This is a genomic window from Shewanella sp. KX20019, assembly GCF_016757755.1.
Taxonomy (GTDB): Bacteria; Pseudomonadota; Gammaproteobacteria; order Enterobacterales; family Shewanellaceae; genus Shewanella.
On the sequence record NZ_CP068437.1, the window covers coordinates 399,789 to 422,543 of the forward strand.

Below are 22,755 nucleotides of genomic sequence, written 5' to 3' on the forward strand. Positions count from 1 at the left end.
GCCATGATTCTCATTTTTTGATAAAGCCAACACTAAGTTTAAGCCACATATCTTAAGTTGAGATAAAGCTAGTTTTACTGCATTAAATAGAAAACAAATAACATTAAACCACAAGCTGGCGCCGTTGCCCTCTTGTCTACTGCCAAAGTTAGTACAAAGTTAATGGAATTGGAATAGGCAATGAGCACAAAGTTGTAAGCTAATGGCTAATTCATCTAAAAATAGCGCTTGTTGTACTAAAAAGTTCTAGCGGTATATTGTCAGTTGCAGGGTTATTGACGATTTATGCTAGAACGTCATTTTTAAGGCGCAGTAAACTGCATATTCTGGCCTAGTAGCAGTTAATGCGGTTTAGGGACTGCTTTGCTGCGGCTTTCGCCTGGGGTTTCGATGCGAGTTCACAAAAAATATGTTATTTGCGATCTCTGCTAATCATGGTCTAATTGCAGTGATTAGGCGGTTTTTTATACAGTTACTTGCTTGTGTAGTATTTGCATGCTGTGCAAATAGTGACCTGTTAACTAGCGCTGAGATAATCTAGGCGCAACAGCTGTTTTATACGAAATAGTGCTCTCCACACTAACAATTCAGTAACATCGTCGTGGCGAACTAGTTAGATTTCAATTGGCAATGAACATTCAAATAGCTGTGCCTGTGTTGTTATTCATTGCCACATTTATGGAGTTGTTATATGAATATTCAATGTTATCAGCTTATATAAACTATCTTTATGGCTTATTTATTAGCGCTTTCGAGTTTGATATTGTGCGGATAATTTAATCAGGGTTGGCCTGTTCTATTATTTGGCTTATTAAAATATGCGCTCGATAGCGCTGTGGCAGAGGGTTATTTTGGCGCTATCGTTACTTGCCTAAACTTATTACCCCAAGGGTAACCGTTAAATAAGCAGGTGATTTTAAAGAGTGAATAGTAGGCGGTTAGACAGAGGTTAATAGAGTGGTTAGTAATTGAGCTGGGTTACTTAAAAGAAAAAGATCTCAACGCTTAGTCGCCAAGATCTTAATCAGGTGTGCTATTTACCCAAGTGCAGGCTATTTAAGTCTTAACGATAGATCCAGCGCGCGCACATGTTTGGTCAGTGCACCTACTGATATATAGTCAACGCCAGTTTTAGCAAAGCTAGTAATGGTATCAAGGGTGACATCGCCAGACACCTCTAGTTTGACGCCCATGCCTTTAGCCAAGTATTGCTTATTAAGCTCGACGGCCTCTAGCATCATAGTCACATCGAAGTTATCTAGCATGACGATATCCGATTCAGCCTCTAATGCTTGAGTCAGCTCATCGATGCTTTCGACTTCAACCTCAACTGGCTTATCTGCCTGTAACGCACGAGCGGCGGCAATCGCTAGGGCGATGCTACCACAGGCCATAATGTGATTTTCTTTAATTAAGAAAGCGTCAAACAGCCCGATACGATGGTTTTTACCCCCACCACAAGTGACCGCATATTTTTGTGCAGTTCTGAGTCCGGGAATCGTTTTACGAGTATCTAATAGCTGGGTATGTGTACCCGATAGTCGATCCACGTAATGCTTAGTTAGTGTGGCAACACCTGAAAGCGTTTGAATGAAGTTCATTGCGGTGCGTTCACCGGTTAGAATTGCGCGTGCTGGCCCCTCTAATTCACACAATAACTGATTGGCAACCACGAGATCACCATCGTCAACATGCCAATGGAGGGCAACATTGCCACCCAGCTGGTTAAACACTTGCTCAGCCCACGCTTTACCACAAAATACCCCGTCTTCACGGGTGATTAGCGTCGCTTGAGCAACTCTGTCTGCTGGGATGAGTAGCGCGGTAATATCGGCATCGAAACGTTGTGATGCAGAAAGATCGGAGTAGGCATCTTGATGACCTAAATCTTCGTCAAGTGCGGCTTTGACTGAGAGTCGAATGTCATTTTCAAGCATGTTTGGCTGTCCTTACTGACTTAATGTAGCAGTGGTGGTAAGCATTTTTTAGTGCTAATTATCTTATCATAAAGCCTTAGGCTTAAGCCTAGCATTATTGTTTTATTGTTTTAGAATTGTTCCAGTTTTTATGACGCGAGATGATAAAACAGCAGCTATATTCATGGAGTTAAACCTGATAAAGTGTGAGCAATCTACATCGGTTAATAGGTCTGTTTTTGCCGTTTTCTCTTATTGATGGTTGGTTTACCCAGGCGCGCTTTTGTTTATCGCCTCATTTTAACTCACGACCGCTAAACGAGGTCAGCTTATTAGTGGTACACAATATAAGCTTGCCAGCCGGACATTTTGGTTTGCCCTATATCGACCAGCTTTTTCAGGGCTGTTTGGATCTGAGTGCTGATAGTAGCTTTAATGATTTGCAGGGGCTGCAAGTGTCGGCGCATTTTTTGATTCGACGTGACGGTGAGCTGGTGCAATATGTGTCCTGTGATGACAGGGCTTGGCACGCGGGATTGTCCCAGTATGACGGGCGGTCTGGCTGCAATGATTTTGCTGTAGGGGTCGAACTCGAAGGCACTGATGATATCGACTATACCGACAAGCAGTATGTATGTTTGGGGCAGTTAGCTCGCAAACTCATGGAGTCTTACCCAAGTTTAACGCCGGACAGAATGGTAGGTCACTGTGACATCGCACCAGGGCGAAAAACCGACCCCGGTAACAGTTTTGATTGGCAACGCTTTAAAGAGTTGCTATAGCACTTTACGGCTTAGAAGATCGAGGATGGACAATCTATGGCTTTATTTTCATTACTAATCGCAATTTTTGTAGAACGCATGCGTTTACTGCCAGACGCTTGGCAATTTGATGTGATCTTATCGAAATACCATCAAGCACTGTTTGGCGATAAACAAGTTCGTTCCACCTTAATGATGGCGTTGGCGCTGCTGTTACCGGCACTATCAATTAATATTATCTCTTGGTTTATATCCGGCATGTTCTGGGGGGCTATTAGCTTAGTACTTTGGGTTGGGGTTGCGGTGCTATGCTTTAGCCATAATCAACAGAGACAAGCATTTAAGCGTTACATTCAAGCGGCTTGCCGTGGCGATACTCAGGCGTGTTTTAACTATGCGGCAGAGCTCGATTCGAGCCGATGCCTTGAATCTGTCTGTGAACAAGATCTTGGCGAGCGAGTGGGCCAGAGTGTGGCTTGGATAAACTATCGCTATTACGGCGCGATTGCGTTGTATTTAATCTTGCTAGGTCCGGTCGGTTCAGTGCTGTACTGCACCGTGCGCTTTTATAGTGAACAGAAGCGTAATCGTCAGCTTGATTTACCCTTGGTGGATCCTCTGTTATTTGTGCTTGATTGGATCCCTAGCCGAATTTTCGCATTTGGTTATGTGCTCAGCGGTCACTTTAGACAATCGATCTCAGCTTGGATCAGCCTAGCCTTTAACCCTAAAGCTGATGCCAGAGACATTATTACCAAGGTGGCAATCGAAGCGGAAACACTGCCTGAATCATCTTCGGCACCTATTTGTGTACAATCGACAATTGCACTGTTACAGCTCAGTAAGCGTAATTTTATTCTACTTATTACCGTATTATCGCTGATGACCATTTTTGGCGTCGTGAGTTAGATCCGCTAGACGCTCATCTGTATGAGGAGAGCTCACCAATGGTGGGCTGCTCCTTTTTTCGATTGGTTGCCATATCGATCCACTCAAGATAACCCTGAGCAAAGTACAACTGGGACATTGGTCTGACCCCTTGTTGGTAAAAATCAGCTATGCTCACACATCGCGCACGAATATGATGCAGATCACTTGCTAGACAACTAAAGTGTGATTTGATAAAGTGCGCCCAGTCAATTAAATTGGTAAGACCAATTTACAATAGGAGCTGAGGGCCATATGGCTTATAGCAAAATAAACCAGCCAAAAATATCTGACGTCATCATGGGTCAGTTGGAACAGATGATTCTGGAGGGCAGTATTCAGCCTGGCCAGAAGCTTCCACCTGAGCGTGAATTGGCGCTGCAGTTTGAAGTGTCACGTCCATCACTGCGTGAGGCTATTCAAAAGCTAGAAGCAAAAGGCTTGTTGATGCGCCGCCAAGGTGGCGGTACCTATGTAAAAGAGCAGTTATGGCAAAGTCTTGCCGATCCCATCGTTGAGTTAATGCATTCTGATTCAGAAAGTCAATACGACTTGCTGGAGTTTCGTCACGCCACTGAAGGCATGATGGCTTATTTTGCAGCACTTCGTGGTAACGACGCTGATATGCAAAATATCAAGCGCACCATATTAGAGGTGGATGCGGCAGAAGAAGTAGAAGAGCAAGCGAAGGCGATTGTACGTTTTTATCGTGCTATCGCCGAAGCATCTCATAACGTGGCCATGTTACACCTAGTACTCAGTTTATCCCCTGTGCTGCATAAAAACGTGGCACAGAACTTAGAGCTTTTAAGCCGACGCGAAGAAGCCTCTACAATGGCGAACGATCACAGACTAGCATTGCTCGCTGCCATCGTACGTCGAGACCCAGAAGCAGCTCGCGAAGCTTCCAATGAACACTTAAGTTACATTGAAGAAGTGATGTTGTCTGTAAGGGAAGAAGATAGCCGGTTGCAGCGTAGTCTGCGCCGCTTAAAAAGTGGTAACTAGGCACTAAGCCAAGCACTACTTTATTCATATAATTCATTATTAATGTATATAGGGAAGGACAGCGTCATGTCTGAACATATGCTACACGATTTAGATCCACTAGAAACTCAAGAATGGGTAGATTCACTGCAAGCGGTATTAGAGCAAGAAGGCCCTGAACGCGCGCACTACTTGTTAGAGAAGTTGATTGATAAGGCTCGTCGTAATGGTACTCATCTACCTTATAAAGCGACTACAGCATACTTGAATACAATCCCTTCAGGTCAAGAGCCTCATATGCCTGGCAACCAAGAGATGGAACGCCGTATTCGCGCGATCGTCCGTTGGAATGCCTTGGCTATGGTGCTACGTGGTTCTAAGAAAGATCTAGAGCTAGGTGGTCACATCTCAAGCTTTGCTTCTAGTGCCACCATTTATGACGTTTGTTTTAACCACTTCTTCCGCGGTCCGAATGAGAAAGACGGCGGTGATTTGGTTTACTTCCAAGGCCATATCGCACCAGGTATCTATTCTCGCTCTTTCCTTGAGGGGCGAATCACTGAAGATCAGATGAATAACTTCCGTCAAGAAGTTGATGGGAAGGGTCTACCTTCATACCCACACCCTAAGTTGATGCCTGACTACTGGCAGTTCCCGACGGTTTCTATGGGTCTTGGTCCTATCCAGGCGATCTATCAAGCACGTTTCCTTAAGTATCTTACCGACCGTGGTATTAAAGATTGCTCTGAGCAAACTGTTTACTGTTTCTTAGGTGATGGTGAGTGTGATGAGCCGGAAACACTAGGTGCTATTGGCCTTGCTGCTCGTGAAGAGCTAGATAACTTATGCTTTATCGTTAACTGTAACCTACAGCGCCTCGATGGACCTGTACGTGGTAATGGTAAGATCATTCAAGAGCTTGAAGGCGAATTCCGCGGCGCAGGCTGGGAAGCGGTTAAAGTAATTTGGGGTCGTTATTGGGATCCACTACTTGCTCGTGATACTAGCGGCAAGTTACTGCAGTTGATGGAAGAGACCGTTGATGGTGAATACCAGAACTGTAAAGCTAAAGGTGGTGCTTACACTCGTGAACACTTCTTTGGTAAGTACCCTGAAACTGCCGAAATGGTCGCTAACATGTCAGATGATGACATCTGGCGTCTAAATCGCGGTGGCCATGATCCAGTTAAGATATTTGCTGCACTTCAGCACGCTAAAGACACCAAAGGTCGTCCAACAGTTATTCTAGCTAAAACCGTTAAAGGTTACGGCATGGGTGATGCGGGTGAAGGTAAGAACATCGCCCACAACGTGAAGAAGATGGGTGTTGAGTCACTTAAATACTTCCGCGATCGTTTCAATATCCCAATCAGTGATGATCAGCTAGAAGATATTCCTTTCTATCATCCAGGTGCTGATTCAGAAGAAGTTCAGTATCTAAAAGCGCGCCGCGCAGAGCTACACGGTGCGATGCCTGCACGTCGTGAGAAGTTCTCGCAAGATCTTGAAGTGCCGTCATTGAAGATTTTTGATTCAGTGCTCAAAGGCTCGAATGGTCGTCAGATCTCAAGCACCATGTCATTTGTGCGTATTCTGACCGCTCTGCTTAAAGATAAGAAGATTGGTAAGCAGATCGTACCGATTATCCCAGATGAAGCACGTACCTTTGGTATGGAAGGTCTATTCCGTCAGGTTGGTATTTACGCTCACGAAGGGCAAAAGTATGAGCCACAAGATTCAGACCAAGTGGCTTACTATCGTGAAGATAAGAAGGGCCAGGTACTGCAAGAGGGGATTAACGAGCTAGGTGCTATGTCATCTTGGGTCGCAGCGGCAACCAGTTACTCTGTTAACGATACGCCAATGATCCCCTTCTATATCTACTACTCAATGTTTGGTTTCCAACGTATTGGTGACATGGCTTGGGCTGCAGGTGATATGCGTGCACGTGGCTTTATGGTCGGTGGTACATCGGGTCGTACAACGCTTAACGGCGAAGGTCTACAGCATCAAGATGGTCATAGTCATGTTTTGGCTAACACTATTCCAAACTGTATCTCTTATGATCCAACCTATGGTTATGAAATTGCGGTTGTAGTTCAAGATGGTATTCGCCGTATGTATGGTGAGCAGGAAGATGTTTTCTACTACCTAACAACGATGAACGAGAACTACGAACAGCCAGCTATGCCAGAAGGTAGCGAGGAAGGTATCGTTAAAGGTATCTACAAGCTTGAAACACTACAAGGTAGCGGTAAAGGCTCAGTACAGTTAATGGGTAGTGGTACCATTCTAGAGCAAGTTCGTAAAGCGGCTATCGCACTGTCTAAAGACTTCGGTATTACTACTGATGTATTCAGCGTGACTAGCTTCAATGAGCTAACTCGTGATGGCCAAGCAGCTGAGCGTTACAACATGCTGCACCCAACAGAGACACCAAAAGTACCATACATCAGCGAAGTGTTATCAAAAGATGCACCTGCGATTGTGGCTACTGACTACATGAAGATTTACGGTGAGCAGCTACGTGCTTATATCCCAACGGATTACAAAGTGTTGGGCACAGATGGTTTCGGTCGCAGTGATAGCCGCGAGAACTTACGCCATCACTTTGAAGTTGACGCTAAGTTTATCGTTATCGCTTCACTCAAAGCCCTTGTTGACCGTAACGAACTACCTGTCGATGTGCTCACTAAAGCCATCAAAGACTATGGTATCAACGTTGACAAGATCAACCCACAGTACGCGTAAGAGGGAAACAAAATGGCTGAATTAAAAGAAGTTTTGGTTCCTGATATCGGTGGTGATGAAGTTCAGGTTATCGAAATCTGTGTTGCTGTAGGCGATACGCTGGCAGCAGAAGAGTCAATCATCACGGTTGAAAGCGATAAAGCAACCATGGATATTCCAGCACCTTTCGCTGGCGTGTTAAGCGAGCTTAAAGTGGCTGTAGGCGATACCGTATCAGAAGGTAAGTTGATTGCGATGATGTCTGCCGCAGCAACATCTGCTCCTGCAGTTGAAGCACCGGTTGCTGCTGCGCCAGTTGCCGCACCGACTCCAGCACCCGCTGCAGTTGAAGCTCCTGTTGCCGCTGCAGCGCCTGCTGGCGCAACACAGGTGATAGAGGTAACGGTTCCTGATATTGGTGATGCAAGTGATGTTGAAGTTATCGAAGTCTTAGTGGCTGTTGGTGACAAGATTGATGTTGATACTGGACTCATTACCTTAGAGACGGATAAAGCGACCATGGAGGTGCCTGCACCTTCAGCGGGTATCGTTAAAGAGCTTAAAGTGACCTTGGGTGACAAGGTCTCGATGGGTTCATTAGTGTTGATGCTAGAAGTCGGCAGTGCCTCTCCAGCAGCATCAGTGCCAGCAGTCGAGGCTCCCGTTGCCGCGCCAGCTCCAGCAGCAAGTGCCCCAACTCCTGCTCAGGCAGCAAGCAAGCCGCCTGTTCCGCATCATCCAAGCGCGGGCAATCAGCCTAAGACGGGTGGGGTACATGCCTCTCCTGCTGTTCGCCGTTTAGCACGTGAATTTGGTGCAGATTTGACTCAGGTTAGCGGTTCTGGTCGCAAAGGTCGTATTCTGAAAGAGGACGTTCAAGCGTTCATCAAGTATGAGCTAAGTCGTCCTAAAGCATCGGCAGCAACTGCCGTTGCTGGTGGCGCAGGCGGATTAAACGTGATTGCAGCACCTAAAGTTGATTTCGCTAAGTTTGGCGAAGTTGAAGAGGTGCCGTTAAGTCGCATTCAGAAAATTTCTGGCCCTAATTTGCATCGCAACTGGGTGACCATTCCACATGTGACCCAGTTTGATGAAGCCGATATCACTGAAATGGAAGCATTCCGCAAAGATCAAAACGCGGTTGCTGCGAAGAAGAAAGCGGATTATAAAATCACGCCTTTAGTCTTTATGATGAAAGCGGTTGCTAAGGCGTTAGCTGAATTCCCTGTGTTTAACTCAAGTTTAAGCGCCGATGGCGAGTCACTGATCAAGAAGAAGTACTTCCATATCGGTGTAGCCGTTGACACGCCAAATGGCCTTATGGTGCCAGTGGTTCGTGATGTCGATAAGAAAGGCATTGTTGAACTATCACGTGAGTTAATGGATATCTCTCTGCGTGCTCGTGATGGCAAGCTTAAGTCAGCCGATATGCAAGGCAGCTGTTTTACGATCTCAAGTCTTGGTGGTATTGGTGGTACGGCATTTACGCCTATCGTTAACTATCCTGACGTGGCTATTTTAGGTGTGTCCAAATCTGAAATTAAGCCGAAGTGGAATGGTAAAGAGTTCGAGCCTAAGTTGATGTTGCCACTGTCATTATCTTACGATCATCGTGTTATCGATGGTGCGATGGCTGCGCGATTTAGTGTCACGCTTTCAACCATCCTCAGTGATATTCGCACGCTTATTTTGTAAAGTTGAAGGCTGCTCATGATGAGTAGCCTTTTTTCTGTTACGACTAGGATTGTGATCAGTGTCAAACAAAGGTTAAAATGCGGCCACCTACAAGATTTGGCCCCACTTTATCGTTGAGCCGGTGCTCCCGCCAACGACATAAAAAGAATAGAGGAAGACATGAGTAACGAAATCAAAACTCAGGTAGTTGTACTAGGCGCAGGCCCTGCAGGCTATTCAGCAGCATTCCGTGCAGCTGATTTAGGTCTAGATACTGTCATCGTTGAACGCTTCAGCACATTGGGCGGCGTTTGCTTAAATGTCGGTTGTATCCCATCTAAAGCACTGCTTCATGTTTCTAAAGTGATTGAAGAAGCAAAAGCTGTTGCCGATCACGGTGTTGTTTTTGGTGAGCCAAAGATTGATCTTGAAAAGCTTCGTGGCTTTAAAGAAAAAGTGATTGGTCAGCTTACAGGCGGATTAGGCGGAATGTCTAAAATGCGCAAAGTAGACGTTGTTAATGGTTTAGGTAAGTTCACTAGCCCAAATACAATGGAAGTGACGGCGGAAGATGGCAGCGTTAAAGTGGTTAACTTTGACAATGCGATTATTGCAGCGGGCTCACGTCCTATCAAGTTGCCTTTCATTCCCCATGAAGATCCACGTATCTGGGATTCGACTGACGCGCTTGAGCTTAAAGAAGTCCCTGGTAAGTTGCTTGTTATGGGCGGCGGCATTATCGGTCTTGAAATGGGTACCGTTTACTCATCTCTTGGTAGCGAAATCGATGTGGTTGAGATGTTTGACCAAGTCATTCCTGCTGCAGATAAAGATGTTGTTCGCGTATTCACTAAGCAGATTAAGAAGAAGTTTAACTTAATCTTGCAAACTAAAGTGACCGCTGTTGAAGCGAAAGATGATGGCATCTACGTTACAATGGAAGGTAAGAAAGCACCGGCTGAACCTGTTCGTTATGATGCAGTTCTTGTGGCGATTGGCCGTTCACCAAATGGTAAAGGCTTAGACGCAGAGAAAGCTGGCGTCAATGTTGATGAGCGTGGTTTCATTAACGTTGATAAGCAGATGCGTACCAACGTAGCTAACATCTTCGCAATCGGTGATATCGTTGGCCAACCAATGCTGGCACACAAAGGTGTGCATGAAGGTCATGTTGCTGCTGAAGTTATTTCGGGTCTTAAGCACTTCTTCGATCCTAAAGTTATTCCATCAATCGCCTACACTGACCCAGAAGTCGCGTGGGTTGGCCTTACTGAGAAAGAAGCAAAAGAGCAGGGTGTTGCTTACGAGACTGCGACTTTCCCTTGGGCTGCAAGTGGTCGTGCAATCGCATCTGATGCGAGCGAAGGTATGACTAAGCTTATCTTCGATAAAGAGACTCATCGTGTTATCGGTGGTGCTATTGTTGGTGTTAACGGTGGCGAATTACTCGGTGAAATTGGCCTCGCAATCGAAATGGGTTGTGATGCTGAAGACTTAGCATTAACCATTCATGCGCACCCAACTTTACACGAATCAGTAGGGCTTGCTGCAGAGATGTATGAAGGTTCAATTACTGACTTGCCTAACCCTAAGGCAAAAAAGAAAAAGTAAGCTTTTTCTTATGAATTAAGCGCTCTTATGAGCGCTTTTTTTATGGCTGTAGCCCAGTAAATTTGGAGTTTGTCCAATCAAAGCGTGATTCCGTGTTATCTAAATGATACATTCAAGTAATCTAAAAAATCCTGATATACCAATGAGAATAAGAATCATAAAAAAATGGTTTAGCTTTGTCTTATTATTGATTAGTTGCTCCACGCCAGCACTAGCTAGTGGGGTAGTTCAACGTATTTTTACCGCCAGTGATGGACTCATTAACGGTACTGTACTGGACATAAGTTTCGATGCCCATGGTTTCACCTGGCTTGCTACAGAAGAGGGTCTTTACCGTGTTAGTAGCACCAAAATTAGAAGGCTCGATCAGGTTGGTTTAGACTCGAAGTTGAGTGACAATTTGATTCATTTAGTTTCCCCCTTAAGTAAACGTCATCTGCTTGTTAGTAGCTTCTACGACATCTACCTCTACGATATCTACGCTAATACTTTTACTGCTTTTGGTAGTAGTACTCTATTTCCTGAGTTTGCAGGTCTAGGGATCATCTCGCAAATTGAAGATGACAATGGCAAGCGAATTATACTGACTCGGGAGGGTGAGCTACTACGTTTTGATTATTCCAAAATGACGCTAGAACGGATTAATTTTTTAAGCAGTAATCAAGATTCCCCTTGGCGTGCCTTGTCAGCCATTTCAGACAATCGATTGCTGCTGGCTACAAAGGGGCAGATTGAAGTTAGAGATAAACAGGGCCAGCGGCTTGCAGTACTGCCTTGGATAGAGAGTTACGGTCAGATTAAGCAGGTTTTTAGAGATTCTAACCAGCGGGTTTGGATAAGTTCAAGCAAAGGCTTTTTTGAGCTTATGCAACAAGACTTATCGATCCGTCAGATACCACAGCTGCCCTATTACACGACCCATATTGCTGAGGATAAAAAAGGTTTTCTTTGGCTGGCAACTCGATCCGGTCTCTTTAAATGGTTGCCAGATGCAGCGTCTGGGCAACTCTATGGTAATGAGATAAAGCAAAAGTCGAATATCGATTATATACACGATATCGCGGTTGATGACTCTGGTCTTATATGGATCGGTGGCTCAGGTGATGGGGTTGCCGTATTAGCAGATAAACCCGATTTTCTGCTAGATCAGTTTAGTGAAGCTGTACCCTATCAGCTACCTGATGAGGTCATTTGGTCTATCTACGCGGATGAGGAGGATATGTGGTTAGGCACTGATGCTGGGTTACAGCTCATCGACAGGCAAACGAAGAATCCCTATTTTATAACGCCCAAGAATATTGATCTAAATGACAGTATCTATGGGATTGACCCTCTGGATGAGCAAAACATATTGCTTTCAAGTACGAATGGGCTCTCGGTTGTTAATAAAAACACTTTTCATACGCAAACATTCGGCGAGTGGATGGGGGGGACGGGCACTCTAGAGAATAAAACAGTTTACGACACCTATTTCGATACCCTCATCAAGGGACGTATTTGGTTCGCCACCAATAGAGGGTTATTCTTTTGGGACCCCGGTTTGGCAGAGCCTCAGTATGTCAGTTTGAGTGCTGATAATAGTATCGCCCAGTTACAAATTATCAAATATGTAAGCCGAGATAGTTCGCAGAGATTGTGGCTTGGCGGTGATCGGTTGCTCGGCTATCTCGATGAACAAAATAATTTTCATGCCGTAACTGCTCCGCTAGCACAAGGGTGGGGCAAGACTTCGGTTAATACCATGAAAGAAGTAGAGGCGGATCTTTTTTGGATTGGACTTGAAGACCGTGGCGCCATTGAATACAACGCGCAAACTGGCCATGTTCGCTCTTTGACTGAAGAGTGGAAAATCAGCTGTAATAGTGTGTATTTTATTGAAGAGGTTGGACAGTATCGCCTTATAGGCTGTCCACGCACGATTATCCGTTTCGACACTTTGACAGATGAGATAATTGTTGTTGCCGCTGAAGATGGCTTTATTAGTGATGAGTTAAATGAAGGCGCAGTACTTGCCTCAGCTGACGGGCTCTATGTCGGCACGCCAGATGGTGCCATGCTATTAGATGTTGCTAAGCTTAAAAGCCGCACAGTGAGAGATACTATCTTACTTGAGTCGATGGAGGTCTACTTCGAAGACCGCACCGAAATAAGCTTAGTACCGCAAGACGGCCATCGTATTTTACCGGGCGCGTTGCTGGTGAGTTTTCAACTGGCTCGTAACAACTACCTTGACGAAAAACCGTTACAACTGCAATACCGCTTGCGTCGCGCTACAGATAAAACGGGTGGTAGTTATATCTACCTTGATGGTCAATCCCAGTTAAACATTTCAGGCTTAGATGCGGGTACCCATGTACTTGAAATCATTAGTTTACAGAATGAAGTCTGGTCCGCGAGTCCTTTTTCTTTCGCTTTTAAAGTGGAGATGTACTGGTGGCAAACCCTCTGGTTTAAAGGCCTCTTACTCGTTGTGTTATTACTGCTAGGGCTTGGGGTTATTTTTATCAGACAGCGACAGGTGATGGCTTTCAGAAGGATTAATTTAGCGCTTACAGAGAGTGAGAATAGATTAAAACAGGCATTGAAAGGCAGTAACTCCGAGCTATGGGAGTGGCACCTAGAGACGGATATTTTTAGGCTCGAAAATGGCGGCGGTTTTTTTAGTGATCAAGGTAATCAGGTGTGCCTTAAACTCGGTCAATTTCCTATTCATAGCGAAGATAAAAGCAATGTGCTTAGTGCTTGGAAGGATATGCTTGCAGAGCGCACTGATCGCTTCGAAGTCGAGTATCGCTTCATGCAAAGCGATACTGTATGGAGCTGGGTGCGGGTATTAGGTCGACCGGTTGAGCGTAATAGTGTTAACGGTACCATTGAGCGTGTTGCTGGTATCTATACCGATATAACAGAGCAGCGTCAGCTCAAGGATGATGTTTATTTACTTGCTCAAGCATTTGAAAATACAACAGAGGCGGTACTGATATACGACAGAGACGAACTGATCCAAGTGACCAATAAGGCCGCGCAAGATATTTTGGGCTTTGATGATCGCAGGCTAATTGGTCGGTCTTTTTCAGAAGTATTGCAGGGTAAAAAATCGGGGACTCATATTGCAGACCTGTTGCAACACGGCTTGAGCTGGACCGGTGAGAGTACAGTGGCTTGCGCCAATGAGCAGCAGTGTGCAGTTTGGCTAAATGTATCTTCTATTTTGAATGCTAATGGGGAGGCGACCCACTATGTTGTGGTCTTTTCCGATATTACCGATCGCAAACGTACTGAAGCCGATCTTCGTCGTCTCGCAAATTATGACGTACTCACAGGTTTGCCAAATCGCTCTTCGTTTTCTGGCAAATTATCACAATCAATTTATCAGGCTGAAAAAGAGGGGGGTAATCTCGCCCTACTATTCTTGGATTTAGATCGCTTTAAACACGTCAATGATTCTTATGGTCATAGCATGGGCGACGCTTTGCTTGTTGAAGCGTCAAACCGATTGCAAGCATTTGTCAGTAATGACAATGTGTTGTGCCGTTTTGGTGGTGATGAGTTTGTTATCTTGCTCCGTAGCGATACCGATATTGACAATATTAATCAGCTTTGTGAGCAATTATTGGCGAGCATAGAAAAACCGTTTGATCTTTATGGACGGGAGTTTTATATCTCAACCAGTATCGGCGTCAGTCTGTGGCCTGAAGATGCTAAACAGCCAGAGACACTGATCAAGAATGCCGATTTGGCCATGTATCATGCTAAAGATGAAGGCAAAGGAAACTTTAAGTATTACTCTCAAGAGCGTAATGCTGAGGCACTTTATCATTTACGACTTGAGGCCGATCTACGTAAAGCAATTGAAAGGGATGAGTTTGAGCTTCATTTCCAGCCACAAATAGATATCTTACAGAATGACAAGCTCGTTGGGGTGGAAGCCTTACTACGTTGGAATCACCCGAAAGATGGCTATGTGCGCACCGATATCTTCATTAAAGTTGCCGAAGCATGCGGGCTGATTGTTGAAATTGACCGTTGGGTTATGCGTGAGGCCTGCCGCCATGGTGCGCGTTGGTCGGTAATTTTAGATGAACCGCTTAAAGTCTCGGTCAATATCTCAGCGCTGCATTTTCGTCAGCCGGATTTTATCCAGGGTGTCGAGAAAAGTTTATCTGAAACAGGGATGCCCAATCGCTCACTATCGCTAGAGATCACTGAGGGCGTATTAATGAAAGAGCTTAAAGTGGCAAAGCAACATCTAAAAGAGCTCAAATGTTTAGGGGTGGATGTCGCGATTGATGATTTTGGTACTGGTTATTCCTCCTTGGCCTATTTACGTCATTTTGAAGTGAATAGTTTGAAAATTGATCGCTCCTTTCTTATTGATATTGCAACTAATAAAGCCGATCAGGCCATTGCTAGCAGTATTATTGAGCTCGCAAGAAACTTAAAGTTAGATGTTATCGCTGAAGGAGTTGAGACCCATGAGCAGCTAGAGCAGGTCTTTAGCCGTGGTTGTTATGTCATCCAGGGATACTACTTTGCTAAACCTATGTCATGCATTGACTTAGATGCTTACATGGCGTTACAGACAAAAGTGAGTTTACAGCCCCAAGCAGGGTAACTTATGGCACAGCTTGCACAAGTTAATTAAATACCCTACGTTAAAACATCATTGGAAGAGTTGAATAAGTCATTATGATACATAGAATTATTATTCTTTGTTTGCTAGTTTTTTTTCAAACATTTGTTAGCGCCACAGAACGGCCAAAGATCGGTCTAGTACTGAGTGGGGGGGGCGCAAAAGGCGCGGCGCATATTGGCGTGCTTAAGGTGCTCGAAGAGAAAAATATCCCTATTGATTACATCACTGGTACCAGTATCGGTTCCTATGTTGGGGGCATGTATGCGCTGGGTTATAGCGCTGCCGAAATAGAAGCCATTATGATGAATACCAATTGGGATAAGGGCTATTCAGATACAATTCCGCGTGAACAGCTGAGTTTTAAAGATAAAGAGATCCGTGACAAATATAATATCCCAGTCAGCATCGGCTATAGCGATGAACAAGTCAAAATGCCAGCGGGTTTACTGCGCGGTCAGTCAATGTCGCAATTGCTGCGAAGCTCCACTAACTTGGTGCAGCAGTTTGGTCACTTCGATGAGCTTTCAATCCCTTTTAGAGCGGTTGCAACCAACTTGGCGACCAGCCAAGCGGTGGTTTTAAGTGAGGGCAGCCTTGTCGCTGCAATGCAAGCCTCTGCGTCGGTCCCGGGTGCACTGCAACCTGCAGTCATCAACGGAATGCTATTGGTTGATGGCGGTATCGCTAACAATATGCCGATAGACGTGGTTAAAGAGATGGGAGCAGATATTGTTATTGCGGTCGATATCGGTTCGCCACTTGTCGGTAAAGAGCAACTTAACAGTACTATTGCTGTGCTCAATCAGCTTTCGACCATTCTCACCAATGCCAGCGCAGAGAGGCAAAAAGCGTTATTGTCAGATGAAGATATTCTCATTAGGCCTAATATTGGTGAGTTAAGTACCACTGATTTCAGCATCATGCCTATCGCCTTACCTTTAGGCGAAATTGCTGCTAGAGAGCAATTAGCTAAGCTCGAAAAATATAGCATCTCTAAGCAGGAGTTTAGTGAATACCTTGCCGCCAAGCGCAGTAAAAGCAAGTTATGGCTTAACGAGTTGAATCGACCATTGATTAAAGTCATCTACGACAATGACTCTAAAGTGAGTGAGAAGTTACTTGCCGATAGCCTAAATCTGGATGTTGGTGATCATGTCACCGTCGATTCCCTAGAGGCGGGAATTGCACGGGTCTACTCATTGGATAAATTTGAGCGTGTTGATGCTGAGTTTACCGACACTGCCGATGGGCGAGTGCTCACCGTTACCACTAAAGCTAAATCTTGGGGCCCGAACTATTTCCAATTAGGCTTTAGTTGGGAAGATGATTTTAGCCTCGATTCAGTTATCTCACTGGATGTGGCGTACACCATGACAGACTTGACCGAGAATGGCGGCGAATGGCGCAATGAGATCTCGCTCGGGTTCGACAAATTATTAGGCTCGGAGTTTTATCAACCCTTGTCCAAAGATCAAGATTACTTTAGTCGTGCCCGGGTTGAATATGAGCTTAAAGATTGGGGCTTCTTCGAAGATAACAGTCGTATTCTTGAGCTGCAACAAACAGCTTATCGAGCTGAGGTGGGTATCGGTTGGAATTATACCCAAAACGGTAAACTTGAGGTCGGGTTATTGGGCGAGGTCGGTAGTTTAGAGAACGAATTTTGGCAACTTGGCAAGGTCGATTATGATGGCTACGGTGGCTACTTTAAATTTGCCTATGATGATCTCAATAGTATTAACTTCCCGACTTCGGGTAATCGCTTCACGCTAAATATGTACCTTCGAAAAGAGGGCTATGATCAAGATGTCGTCTCTGAATCCTCTGATGTTTCATTGCAAATTGAAGCCGATTGGCGGGGCGCTGTCGGTGTTGGTAATCATGCATTTGTCGGCATAGCCTCCTTTGCAACCGTTGATAAAGATGGTGCCTTCACGGTCAATGTATCTGAGTTGGGCGGTTTTTTAAACCTTTCTGGTTATCATAAAAATGCTCTATATGGCTCACATAAAGTGTTTGGTGCTTTTGTATATCAATATGATTTAGGGCGCGATGTATTAGGCATGACTGAGTATCCACTCTATCTCGGCACTAGCCTTGAGGCGGGTAACGTCTGGAATCAAAAAGATAACGTTTCACTAAATGATCTCATCTATGCCGGTAGTATTTTCCTTGGTATAGACACTAGCGTTGGGCCTGCAGCATTTGGCTTTGGCGCGTCAGATGATGGTGAGAAAACGGTATTTCTGTTTCTCGGTAAGAACTGGTAACCGAGAAACAGTGGCCGTAGCGCTGGAAATAACAGCATAAAATGTGACAAGTTTGGGCATATACCAATTCCTATAAATAGCTGTTCATTCAGCGGGAATTCAAAGCCCTGTAGCTAAGGGCTGTATTTGCTCCTGCAATACAGACATTCGCCACATCCATGTGGCTAGCGGATGATTGAAGCTAATAGTTATTCTATATCAAGAGTATCTAACGCAGCATACAGCGCTTTTGCCATCGCTTTTAACATCAGCCGCACTACGTGAGCTTCTCAGAACTTTCACTGTGGCGTTGCATTGCCTCAAAAGGGATTAACCATTTCTTTAACGATGCGCCTAACATTGAAGAGCCCTGAGAAAGCTCTGAATTGAACACATATTTAGCGGAATTGGTATTTTTAGTCTAAAACATAGAGAGCTATATGAATTAAACGATTTTTTTACGATATCTAAAAGCAGCTTTTAAAGGATTAAATCGGGGATAAATATGAATAAGGTAAGTCAATTAGCGCTGTGCATTGCATTAACATTAGGTGTTGCAGCCTGTGGTAGTAGTGATAAAGACAGCATTGCTGAAAGTACCACATCTACAGTTGTTTCTGGTGTTGAAAAAGCCAATTTTGATCCTGCTGTTCGTCATCAAGACGATTTTTACTACAGCGTCAATGGTACTTGGTTAGCGAACACACCGATCCCCGCTGATAAATCCAATTATGGCTCATTTTCAGTTCTTTATGAGCAAAGCCAAGAAGCGTTGAAAAAAATTATTGAGGCCGCAGCGGCAAAGCCAAACAAGGTTAAAGGCAGCAGTGAGCAAAAGGTGGGTGACTTCTATGCGAGCTTTATGGATATCGGTACGGTAGAAGGCTTGGGGATCACACCACTAAAAGATCAATTATCAGATATAGCCTTTGCATCGACTCACAACGATATCGCGACCCTAATGGGCCGCTTATTGGTTCATGGTTCAACGGTTCCATTCGGTTTTTACGTCAATAACGATGCTAAAAACTCCAGCCAATATGGGGTTTATCTCTATCAGTCAGGCCTGACTTTGCCAGATAGAGATTATTACCTAAAAGATGATGAGAAATTCGCCGCCAATCGAGCAGCGCTAAACCAATATATCGATGACTTGATGACGAAAGCGGGCTATAGCAATCCAAAGCGTGCCAGTGAAAGCGTAGCGAAAATCGAAAAATTTATTGCCGAAAGTCAATGGAGCCGTGTTGAGTCGCGTGATGCCAATAAAAGTTACAACAAGATGGACCGTCAGCAGCTGCAAGGCTTAGTTGAAGGTTTCGATTTTGTGCAATTTTCTGCGGGTGCCGATATAGACAAGGTGACGGAAGTGATTGTGCGTCAACCATCTTACTTTGACAAGTTTGGTCATCAGTTTAATCAGTTTAGCGTGAGCGAATGGCAGGACTATTTAGCTTTTCATCTTGTCGATGACTACGCTGAGCTACTCAGCAAAGACTTTGTTGATCTTCATTTTGCCTTCCATGGTAATACTTTAATGGGTATTGAAGAGCAGAAGCCGCGTTGGAAGAAAGGTGTTGATGCCGCTGATCAGGTCATTGGTGAGTTGGTAGGCGAAGAGTATGTTAAGGAAAACTTTAAGCCCGAAGCGAAAGCCAAAATGGAAGAGATGATCCAAAACTTGATTAAGGGTTTTGAAGTTAGTATCAATGAACTGGAGTGGATGACACCCGAAACCAAGGTTGCGGCTCAGGAGAAGTTGGCGAAATTCACCTACAAGATTGGCTATCCAGACAAGTGGAAAGATTACACGGCGCTAGATATTGAAGCCAATGACTTGGTGGGTAACTACCAGCGTTATGCCCAATTTGAGTATAAAGCGATGCTTGCTAAATTGGGTAAGCCAATTGACCGTACGGAGTGGCATATGACGCCGCAAACGGTAAATGCTTACTACAGTCCGGTAATGAATGAAATTGTGTTTCCAGCCGCAATCTTGCAGCCGCCATTCTTTAATATGGATGCCGATGATGCGATTAACTATGGCGGTATTGGTGCGGTAATTGGTCATGAAATCAGCCATGGTTTTGATGATCAAGGCGCTAAATATGATGGTGATGGTAATCTGCGTGATTGGTGGTCTGATAAAGATCGTCAAGAGTTCCAAAAGCGTGGTGCCCAGCTATCGGCTCAGTATGCTGGCTATGAAGCGATGCCGGGAAAATTCGTCAATGGTGACTTAACCTTAGGTGAAAACATTGGTGATTTAGGCGGGTTAACCGTCGCTGCACGCTCATATGCGATGACTCTCAACGGTAAGCCTTCGCCGGTCATTGATGGTTTAACGGGTGAGCAGCGTCTGTTTATTGGTTGGTCGCAGGTATGGCGTCGTAACTATCGCGATGAAGAGCTAGGTCGCCGACTGATGACCGACTCACATTCACCAAGTCATTTCCGCGCAATGGGCACGCCGCGTAACATCCCTGCCTTCTATGAAGCATTCGATCTTAAAGAGGGTGACAAGATGTTCCTGACGGAAGATGAGCGAGTGAAAATTTGGTAACGCTAGTTTTGCTAACCTATAACTAAATACTAAAAGCCCATCATTCGATGGGCTTTTTATTATGAGTATTGGCTACTGATTGGGATGAAAGTGGACTTGTCGTCACTGGCTATTGGCCTCAAGTTTAGTAACTTTTGGCGATAGTTGTTTCAATGACCTCTGCCGCATCTGCACTGGGTTAGAAAAGCACAATTGTTTAGCATTTGAGTTTTAAGTTGAACCAAATGCAATTCAACTGCATTGAGCTTTTCCAAGCCGCCGTGAATATATCCTTATAGGCTCTGCTAAATCATCCATGATTTAGAAGCTTGCACCGCCCAATTCAGATGAATAGCTAGTAAGCTCATTGTACTGGTGAGCAGGATGTCCGAATGTCGTTATTGGGCCTATATAAACGAACGACCGTAAGTACAGATACTGCTGAGACACGCCGTGAACACATCCTTGTGGACTCAACGAAAACATACTGTTCTCGAAGGCCTCTTGCGCATCAACATTCGGTTGGAATTCTCAATCATTCAGCACTAGGGTGACTAATTATAAAGTTTACTCTGACCCTACAAGTCTTGATCTAAATGGGTCAGATACCTAGGAATGACTGTTCCAAAAAAACGATCCTCCCGCCTGATAGGCTGAATGCCTAAAAGTGCATGGATACACGAAAAAAGCCGTTGGACATTACGAAGTTTGGTTTTTAGAGAGGCTTTAACGCACTTCTGAAGCGTCAGTTAGGGCATATTTTGTGAGTTATTAGATTAGTAAATGTATGTTAAACAAATAAAGTTTACACTGACCCAAAGATATCTGTTGAGATAAGATTATAAAAATGATTTATAGCTTTGAAGACTACCAATTTAATAGCGTAGAGCTGATTCTATATCGAGGTAACGTCATTATTCCGATAAGAAACAACGAAGCCAAGGTACTTACCTTATTGTTAAATGAAGCTACAAATATTGTTTCAAAAAGTAAAATTTTAAATGTTGTATGGTCAGGGAAAGTTGTATCTGAGCAAGCTGTATTTCAAAATATTAGTAGCTTACGTTCAATATTTGGTGAGCATGCAATCAAAACTTTCTCTGGTAAAGGCTATCAATGGCAATTGTCATTAGATGATGCTCAATCGGCACCGACCTCTTTAGCTAACCAAGTAAATCAATCAAGTACCATGAAAGGGAAACCAGCTACCTATATATTGCTATTTTCTCTGCTGTTGCTGTTTGCATTGTCATTTTTTTACATCGATCCCAGTTTAGATATCCCTCCTAACCATGAGCAGCATGTTGAAATAAAAGTTGTGCCACTTTTGATTGATCCTAGTATTTCAGATGCTGTTGATACAAGTCAAAGTGTCTCAATCCAACTTAAAGAGCTTTTAGCCTCAAGTGAATATATTGAGCTTAGCCTATTAAAAACGGATGTTTCGTTTGAGCAATATATCAACACTCCAAGCAAGTACTTTCAGAGGTTACTCGAATCAGAACAACCAACATTAGTACTAGCAATTGCAGTGAGCGAGGCAAAGCCAAACTACTTTTTGCGTTATCAGCTGCATGGTCCAAATGGTAGTTGGGATGGCGAGTTTCAATCTCTCACCATGGAAGATGCCTTGCAACAGTTAGTCAGCCACTTGGATCGAGTCTCTAACACCTCTTTACTTATTACTCGCAATCATCGTGATGCGAATCATTCAGAGTTAACGATGTTGAATCAACGATTTCCTAAAGATGCAATTATTTTGGAGCGGCTAATTGGTTCATACTTGCAAATGGGAAACTTAAATAAAGCACTTTTACTAGCTGAAGAGCTTAAAGATAATGCTGGTAGTAATCGTTTTTATCAGGCTCGCTCAGAGCTAGCAATCGGTAATATTTTGGCCGAACAAGGCTTATCTGACAGTGCTGAAGTACAGCTAATTACTGCCCAAAAGGCAGCAGAGCAATTAACACATTTTCAATTACAGAGTGATATTGCTAAAGCACTATCGTTGGTTGCGCGTAATCGACTGCATTATGCTGATATTAGAAAATACTTACGCCGCTCAATGTACTTAGCCCGTGTTGCTAAAGATCCGGTTAGGGAGTTATCAGCGTTAAATTATCTCTATATTTTTAGCTATAAACTAGACCATAAGATAGATGCTGCTTTATTGCTAGAAGAAGCCGAACTGATAATTAAGGGCTCCGATTTACCTGAGGAGCATTACGCTCAGATATATTTACATAAAGCAATTAGCGCCGATGACGTTAACGATAAAGAGGTTTTTGTTAGACGTGTGCTCGCACTTTTTAAGCCTAACAGAAAAAGTTGGTTAATTGATTCAGCCCAAATATTGTTAGTTGAGTTGCTTATTGAACAGCAGCGTTGGCAAGAGCTAAATAGGTTATTTACCGAAGCATCTTCATTAACGATTACTGAAAGTTACTTAGTCGCTAAACTTTACTTTGCCCAGCAACGTTGGCTTGAGGCCGCAACCTATGGATCAAAGTCCTTTAAGGATGCAAGTATGGTCGGTGATCGGTTTGCATCGCTCAATGCGGCATTATTACTCTTATCTATTCATGCTGAAACGGGTAACAAACAGGAGCTCGCTCGCTATAGTCAATTTATAGTGGGTGAGTCAACAGAGGCATGGCGCCAACATAATCATCAGAAGCTGTCACAATTGCCGAGTAGGTTATTTTAAGTCAATTTATAAGAG

General features: G+C 44.1%; 11 protein-coding genes. 10 read left to right on the forward strand and 1 reads right to left on the reverse strand.

Annotated elements, in window-relative coordinates:
• Positions 1 to 1,052: 1,052 nt before the first annotated feature.
• Positions 1,053 to 1,937, reverse strand: a complete 885-nt coding sequence (gene nadC / locus JK628_RS01800; protein ID WP_202287579.1) for a carboxylating nicotinate-nucleotide diphosphorylase — start codon at positions 1,935 to 1,937, stop codon at positions 1,053 to 1,055.
• Between the two features lie 218 nt (positions 1,938 to 2,155).
• On the opposite strand from nadC, the gene ampD reads away from it, so the two are divergent.
• From ampD to JK628_RS01850, 10 genes are all read left to right on the forward strand, one after another.
• Positions 2,156 to 2,698, forward strand: a complete 543-nt coding sequence (ampD, locus tag JK628_RS01805; protein ID WP_202287580.1) for a 1,6-anhydro-N-acetylmuramyl-L-alanine amidase AmpD — start codon at positions 2,156 to 2,158, stop codon at positions 2,696 to 2,698.
• A gap of 36 nt (positions 2,699 to 2,734) precedes the next feature.
• Positions 2,735 to 3,586: a beta-lactamase regulator AmpE gene (ampE, locus tag JK628_RS01810; RefSeq protein WP_202287581.1), complete on the forward strand. Its 852-nt coding sequence runs from the start codon at positions 2,735 to 2,737 to the stop codon at positions 3,584 to 3,586.
• A gap of 273 nt (positions 3,587 to 3,859) precedes the next feature.
• On the forward strand, positions 3,860 to 4,612 hold the full coding sequence (gene pdhR / locus JK628_RS01815; protein ID WP_202287582.1) for a pyruvate dehydrogenase complex transcriptional repressor PdhR: 753 nt from the start codon (positions 3,860 to 3,862) through the stop codon (positions 4,610 to 4,612).
• 66 nt (positions 4,613 to 4,678) lie between these two features.
• Positions 4,679 to 7,342 carry a pyruvate dehydrogenase (acetyl-transferring), homodimeric type gene (gene aceE / locus JK628_RS01820; RefSeq protein WP_202287583.1) on the forward strand — a complete coding sequence of 888 codons (2,664 nt, stop codon included), beginning with the start codon at positions 4,679 to 4,681 and terminating at the stop codon, positions 7,340 to 7,342.
• Positions 7,343 to 7,354: 12 nt separating this feature from the next.
• Positions 7,355 to 9,016 (forward strand): dihydrolipoyllysine-residue acetyltransferase, encoded by a 1,662-nt coding sequence (aceF, locus tag JK628_RS01825; RefSeq protein ID WP_202287584.1) that lies wholly within the window; start codon positions 7,355 to 7,357, stop codon positions 9,014 to 9,016.
• Positions 9,017 to 9,175: 159 nt separating this feature from the next.
• Complete coding sequence (lpdA, locus tag JK628_RS01830) at positions 9,176 to 10,606, forward strand: dihydrolipoyl dehydrogenase (protein ID WP_202287585.1); 1,431 nt, start codon at positions 9,176 to 9,178, stop codon at positions 10,604 to 10,606.
• A gap of 142 nt (positions 10,607 to 10,748) precedes the next feature.
• Positions 10,749 to 15,221 carry an EAL domain-containing protein gene (locus tag JK628_RS01835; protein ID WP_202287586.1) on the forward strand — a complete coding sequence of 1,491 codons (4,473 nt, stop codon included), beginning with the start codon at positions 10,749 to 10,751 and terminating at the stop codon, positions 15,219 to 15,221.
• Positions 15,222 to 15,295: 74 nt separating this feature from the next.
• The gene (locus JK628_RS01840; RefSeq protein ID WP_202287587.1) at positions 15,296 to 17,512 is read left to right on the forward strand and encodes a patatin-like phospholipase family protein; all 2,217 of its coding nucleotides are present in this window, start codon (positions 15,296 to 15,298) and stop codon (positions 17,510 to 17,512) included.
• Positions 17,513 to 17,996: 484 nt separating this feature from the next.
• Entirely contained in the window at positions 17,997 to 20,054 is a 2,058-nt protein-coding gene (locus JK628_RS01845) for a M13 family metallopeptidase (RefSeq protein WP_202287588.1), read from the forward strand.
• 826 nt (positions 20,055 to 20,880) lie between these two features.
• Positions 20,881 to 22,740 (forward strand): winged helix-turn-helix domain-containing protein, encoded by a 1,860-nt coding sequence (locus JK628_RS01850; RefSeq protein WP_202287589.1) that lies wholly within the window; start codon positions 20,881 to 20,883, stop codon positions 22,738 to 22,740.
• Positions 22,741 to 22,755: the final 15 nt, after the last annotated feature.